Origin of the sequence: Ilumatobacter sp. (genome assembly GCF_030065885.1) — a bacterium.
Lineage (GTDB): Bacteria > Actinomycetota > Acidimicrobiia > Acidimicrobiales > Ilumatobacteraceae > Ilumatobacter.
This window is the reverse complement of the sequence record NZ_JASJCS010000200.1, coordinates 1-5,474: the sequence shown is the minus strand read 5'-3', so window position 1 is coordinate 5,474 and position 5,474 is coordinate 1. Positions and strand designations below refer to the sequence as shown.

At 69.8% G+C, this 5,474-nt stretch carries 6 protein-coding genes; all 6 read left to right on the top strand.

Translation table 11 applies throughout. The annotated features are described in order from the left end of the window. On the top strand, positions 1-89 hold an 89-nt coding region (locus QNJ12_RS23650), incomplete at its 5' end, for a hypothetical protein (protein WP_300626578.1). 28 nt (positions 90-117) lie between these two features. After that, complete coding sequence (gene rpsJ, locus QNJ12_RS23645; RefSeq protein WP_300626576.1) at positions 118-435, top strand: 30S ribosomal protein S10; 318 nt, start codon at positions 118-120, stop codon at positions 433-435. Positions 436-916: 481 nt separating this feature from the next. Then, the gene (gene betB / locus QNJ12_RS23640; RefSeq protein WP_300626574.1) at positions 917-2,389 is read left to right on the top strand and encodes a betaine-aldehyde dehydrogenase; all 1,473 of its coding nucleotides are present in this window, start codon (positions 917-919) and stop codon (positions 2,387-2,389) included. Positions 2,390-2,707: 318 nt separating this feature from the next. Next, positions 2,708-3,757: a trypsin-like peptidase domain-containing protein gene (locus tag QNJ12_RS23635; RefSeq protein ID WP_300626572.1), complete on the top strand. Its 1,050-nt coding sequence runs from the start codon at positions 2,708-2,710 to the stop codon at positions 3,755-3,757. 340 nt (positions 3,758-4,097) lie between these two features. Next, positions 4,098-4,757 carry a 50S ribosomal protein L3 gene (rplC, locus tag QNJ12_RS23630; protein ID WP_300626570.1) on the top strand — a complete coding sequence of 220 codons (660 nt, stop codon included), beginning with the start codon at positions 4,098-4,100 and terminating at the stop codon, positions 4,755-4,757. A gap of 1 nt (position 4,758) precedes the next feature. Next, positions 4,759-5,474: 50S ribosomal protein L4 (gene rplD, locus QNJ12_RS23625; protein WP_300626568.1), on the top strand; the 716-nt coding region annotated here is incomplete at its 3' end.

The window sequence follows — 5,474 nt, the reverse complement described above, 5'->3', positions numbered from 1 at the left end:
CGATCGCGATGGACGAAGGCCTGCGGTTCGCGATCCGTGAAGGTGGCCGCACCGTCGGCGCCGGCCGCGTCACCAACATCATCAAGTGACCGCGACGCACCAGAGCTGAATCGAGACATCATGGCCCAGAACATCCGGATCCGACTCAAGGCGTTCGATCACGAGATCATCGACCAGTCGACGAAGAAGATCGTCGAGACCGTCAACCGGACCGACGCCACCATCCGTGGCCCGATCCCGTTGCCCACCGACAAGCACCGCTACACCGTCATCCGTGGCCCACACGTCGACAAGGACAGTCGTGAGCACTTCGAGATGCGCGTCCACAAGCGGTTGATCGACATCGTCAACCCGAACGCCAAGACGATCGATTCGCTGCAACGCATCGAGCTCCCCGCCGGCGTCGACATCGAAATCAAGATCCAGCAGGGCTGACGGTTTGCCCGAGCGCGGCGTTCCGTCTCGCCGCTCGCTGACCCCAGTCAGCTCGGGCTCGCCGCGCCGTGCGCTCGACCACACCGTCGAGCCCTGCTTCGCACTGACTGAGTTCGGGGCGCTGGCGCGTTGCGACGGGTGATCGTCGGTTCGGGGTGCCGTCCGAGCGCGGCGTTCCGTCTCGCCGCTCGCTGACCCCAGTCAGCTCGGGCTCGCCTGCCTTGCGCTCGGACACACCGTCGAGCCTGCTACGCGCTGGCCGATCGGTGGCGCGGGCGCGGGGTACGCCGTCCGGACGGGTGATCGCCGGTGCTGGGGTGTCATCCGAGCGCGGCGCTGTCTCGCCGCTCGCTGACCCCAGTCAGCTCGGGCTCGCCGCGCCGTGCGCTCGACCAAACCGTCGAGCCTGCTACGCGCTGGCCGATCGGTGGCGCGGGCGCGGGGTACGCCGTCCGGACGGGGTCCGCGCGAGGATCGGGGTGTGCGTGCGCAGCCGAAAGCCAGCCACTACATCGGTGGGTCCCACCACGAGTCCGACGGCGAGGTCATCGAGAGCCGATACCCCGCCACCGGTGAGGTGATCGCCGAGGTCCGGGCGGCGGACGACGACACGATCGACCGCGCCGTCGTCGCCGCGAGGGAGGGGTTCGCTGCCTGGTCGGCGACGCCCGCTGACGAGCGGGGCCGCATCCTGCGGCGAGCAGCGGACATCATCCGGGATCGCAACAGCGAGCTGTCGGAGCTCGAGACGCTCGACACCGGCAAGGCACTGCAGGAGACGCTCGTGGTCGATCCGACGTCGGGCGCCGAGAGCCTGGAGTTCTTCGGGTCGCTCGCTGCGACCGCCACGGGCCGGTACATCGAGCTCGAGGGAGCCGCGGGGGGTTCGTTCGCCTACACGCGCCGTGAGCCGCTCGGCATCTGCGTCGGCATCGGCGCCTGGAACTACCCGATCCAGATCGCCTGCTGGAAGGGTGCGCCGGCGCTGGCCGCCGGCAACGCCATGATCTTCAAGCCGTCCGACGTCACACCGCTGTCGGCGCTGGCGGTCGCCGAGATCCTGACCGAGGCCGGCGTCCCGGACGGCGTCTACAACGTGGTGCAGGGCCGCGGCGACGTCGGTGCCGACCTCGTGCAGCACCCCGATGTCGCCAAGGTGTCGGTGACCGGCTCGGTCCCCACCGGCACGAAGGTCATGGCGGGTGCGGCCGCCGGCCTCAAGCACGTCACGCTCGAACTCGGCGGGAAGTCGCCGCTGATCGTGTTCGACGACGCCGATCTCGACAACGCCGTGTCGGGTGCGATGCTCGGCAACTTCTACTCGACCGGACAAGTCTGCTCGAACGGCACCCGCGTCTTCGTGCAACGCGCCGTCTACGACGACTTCCTCGATCGTGTCGTCCGGCGCACGCAGCAGATCCGGCTCGGCGACCCCCTCGACGAGGCCACCCAGATGGGCCCGCTCGTGAGCCAGGCCCAGTTCGATCGCGTGCTCGACTATCTCGCTATCGGCCGCAACGAAGGTGCGCGAGCCCTGGTGGGTGGCGATCGGGCGGTCTTGCCCGGCCTCGACGGCGGTTGGTTCGTCGAACCGACGGTGCTGGTCGACGTCACCGACGACATGCGCGTCGCCCGCGAGGAGATCTTCGGCCCGGTCATGTGCGTGATGCCCTTCGACGACGAGGACGAGGTCGTCGAACGCGCCAACGACACCGAGTACGGGCTGTCCGCCGGCGTCTTCAGCCGGGACATCCAACGCGCGCACCGCGTCATCGCCCGGCTCGAGGCGGGGTCGTGCTGGATCAACACCTACAACCTGACGCCGACGTCGGTGCCGTTCGGCGGTGTCAAGCGGTCGGGCATCGGCCGCGAGAACGGTCACGCCGCGCTCGACCACTACAGCCAGTGGAAGAGCGTGTACGTCGAGGCCGGCGACGTCGACTCGCCCTACTGAACCTGCGCATCGCCGCGGCCGGGCGGAATGGACGTCCGGTGGTCGCGGTTCAGAAAGGTATGAACTGTGTGAGAACCTCGAAGCCCGCGGTGCGGACCCGCGGCGGCGGTTGGTAGACCGAAGACCGTGAGTTCGTTGCCCCCCTCCGACGAATCCGGCTGGACCCGCCCACACGAGTGGGGTCCCCCCACCATGGTCGAACTGACGCCACACGCAGCGGCCCCCACCCCGCCGCCACCCGGCGTCCTCCCCGACCCTCCCGACCGGCCTGATGGGCCCCGTCGACCTTGGAGGCGACGCATCGCCCTCGCAACGTCGATGGTGCTCGTCGCCGTCGGCGCCGGCGTCGTCGGGGCGCTCGTCGGCCAGCGGCTCGACGACGATCCGCAGCCGCCACAGCGCGCTTCCAGCGCCGCACTCGAGATCGGCGCGGCTCGCGACGACGTGCTGCCGCCGATCGATGTCGCCTCCGTCGCCGAGTTCGTGGCGCCCTCGGTGGTCACCATCAGCGCCGACGTCGCGGGTGGACCTGCCGGACCGGGCGGCTCGATCGGCACCGGGGTGATCACGACGGCCGACGGCGAGATCCTGACGAACGCCCACGTCGTCGAAGGGGCGACCGAGATCCGGGTTCGGCTGGCCGGTGAGACCGAGCCCCGGCCGGCGACGTTGCTCGCGGCCGACGCCGGCAACGACCTCGCTCTCCTCCGTATGGCCGGCGACGGCTACACGCCGGCTCGGTTCGCCGACCCCGACTCGGTCCGCATCGGCGACGAGGTCGTCGCCATCGGCTTCGCGCTCGACCTCGACGGCGCCCCGTCCGTGACCCTCGGCATCGTGTCGGCGCTCGAGCGGACGATCATCACCGAGAACGGCGCCCTCGACGGCCTGCTGCAGACCGATGCGGCGATCTCGTCCGGCAACTCCGGCGGCCCGCTCGTCAACGCAGCCGGCGAGGTCGTGGGCATCAACACGGCGGTCGCTCGCAGCGACGCCACCACGGCGGCCAGCAACATCGGGTTCGCCATCTCCGTCGCCGAAGCGCTCCCGATCGTCGATTCGTTGCGCGAGCACTCCGACGGCGTCGCCCGCGAAGAGGGGTTCCTCGGTGTCGAGCTCAACGATCGCAGCGACGGCGGCCAGGGAGCCCTCATCACCGAGGTCGCCCCCGACACGCCCGCCCAGGCAGGGGGCATCCGCGCCGGCGACATCGTCATCGCCATCGACGACACCACCGTCGACGGCGGTGCAGGACTCGTCGCGGCGATCCGCGATCGCGAACCCGGCGACGACATCACCGTCGTCCTGCTCCGAGACGGTGAGACCATCACCCTGACCGTCACCCTCACGAGCCGCCCCGACACCTGATCTGCGGCGGCCGCCGGACTCGACACGATCGCTCCGACAGCCCGGCCCGCGTCTCGGGAACGAGGTGGGGAAATGGGCACTCGGGCGACGTTGGGCTTCCACACGGCGGCCGCTAGCATTTCCTGGCCGTGTCGGAGCGCTTCCGGCACAGATTCGTACTCACCAATCGATGTCCGTGTGAGCCCGCCCGGCGGGGACCTCACGGCAACAACTTGACCGGATGCTCCGCATGCCTGCCAGGCAGCGGAGCATTTGCGTGAGAGCCGGGCCGGTTCGCAACGCTCCCGGGCACGTATCAGTGGATAGCCCCAGGGCTCGATCAACTCGAAGGACAGCCGCAATGGCACAGACAGTGATTCTCGGCGAGAAGGTCGGGATGACGCAGAAGTGGGTCGACGACAAGATCGTCCCCGTCACGGTGCTCCGTGTCGAACCCATGCGCGTCGTGCAGATCAAGACCAACGAGCGCGACGGCTACACGGCGCTGCAGGTCACCTATGGACACCGCGACGCGAAGAAGCTCAACAAGCCGGCGGCCGGCCACTTCGAGAAGGCGGGCGTGCAGCCCGGTAAGCGCCTCGTCGAGCTGCGGATCGACTCGGTCGACGGTTTCGAGATCGGCCAGGAGATCACGGTCGAGGCGATCGAGGCCGGCAGCCGCGTCGACGTGACCGCCACCAGCCGCGGCAAGGGCTTCGCGGGCGCCATGAAGCGCCACAACTTCAAGGGCCAGAACGCCAGCCACGGCAACCACAAGAACCACCGCACCCCCGGTTCGGTCGGCGCCTGCTCGTTCCCGGGCCGGGTGTTCAAGGGCCAGCGGATGCCGGGCCACCTCGGCCACGAGCAGGTCACCACGCTGAACCTCGAAGTCGTCGACTCCGACGGCGAACGCAACGTGCTGCTGATCAAGGGGTCGGTGCCGGGTCCGAACGGCGGTGTCGTCTCGGTGCGCAACGCCGTCAAGGCGGCCTCGGCGACCGCGGTGAAGGGAGCCTGAGATGACCCAGATCAGCCTGAAGAACGCCGCCGGCAAGGACGCCGGCACGGTCGACCTCGACGACGGCACCTTCGGCATCCAGCCCAACGTGCCCGTCATGCACCAGGTCGTCACCGCGCAGCTCGCCGCCCGCCGCGCAGGCACGCAGAGCACCAAGACCCGCAGCGAAGTGCGCGGCGGTGGTGCCAAGCCGTACCGCCAGAAGGGCACCGGCAACGCCCGCCAGGGCTCGATCCGCTCGCCGCAGTTCGCCGGCGGCGGCGTCGCCCTCGGCCCGAAGCCCCGCTCGTACAACCAGAAGACGCCCAAGAAGATGATCAAGCTCGCGCTGCGCTCGGCGTTGTCCGACCGTGCCGCCGAGGGCAAGGTCGTCGTCGTCGACCAGTGGGGCATCGACGCGCCGAGCACCAAGGCGGCCAAGTCGGCGCTCGCCGGCCTCGGCATCGACGGCACCGCACTGGTGGTGGTCGGTCGCGACGACCAGGCGGCGGCGCTCAGCTTCCGCAACCTGCAGCACGTCCAGCTGATCGAGCCGGCCGAGCTCAACGCCTACGACGTGCTCTGCAACGAGTACGTGATCTTCACCGAGAGCACGCTGCCGGCACCGGCTGCCGACGAGGCCGCTGCTGCTCCCGAGGCCGCTGCTGCTCCCGAGGCCGCTGCTGCTCCCGAGGCCGCTGCTGCTCCCGAGGCCGCTGCCGCTCCCGAGGCCGCTGC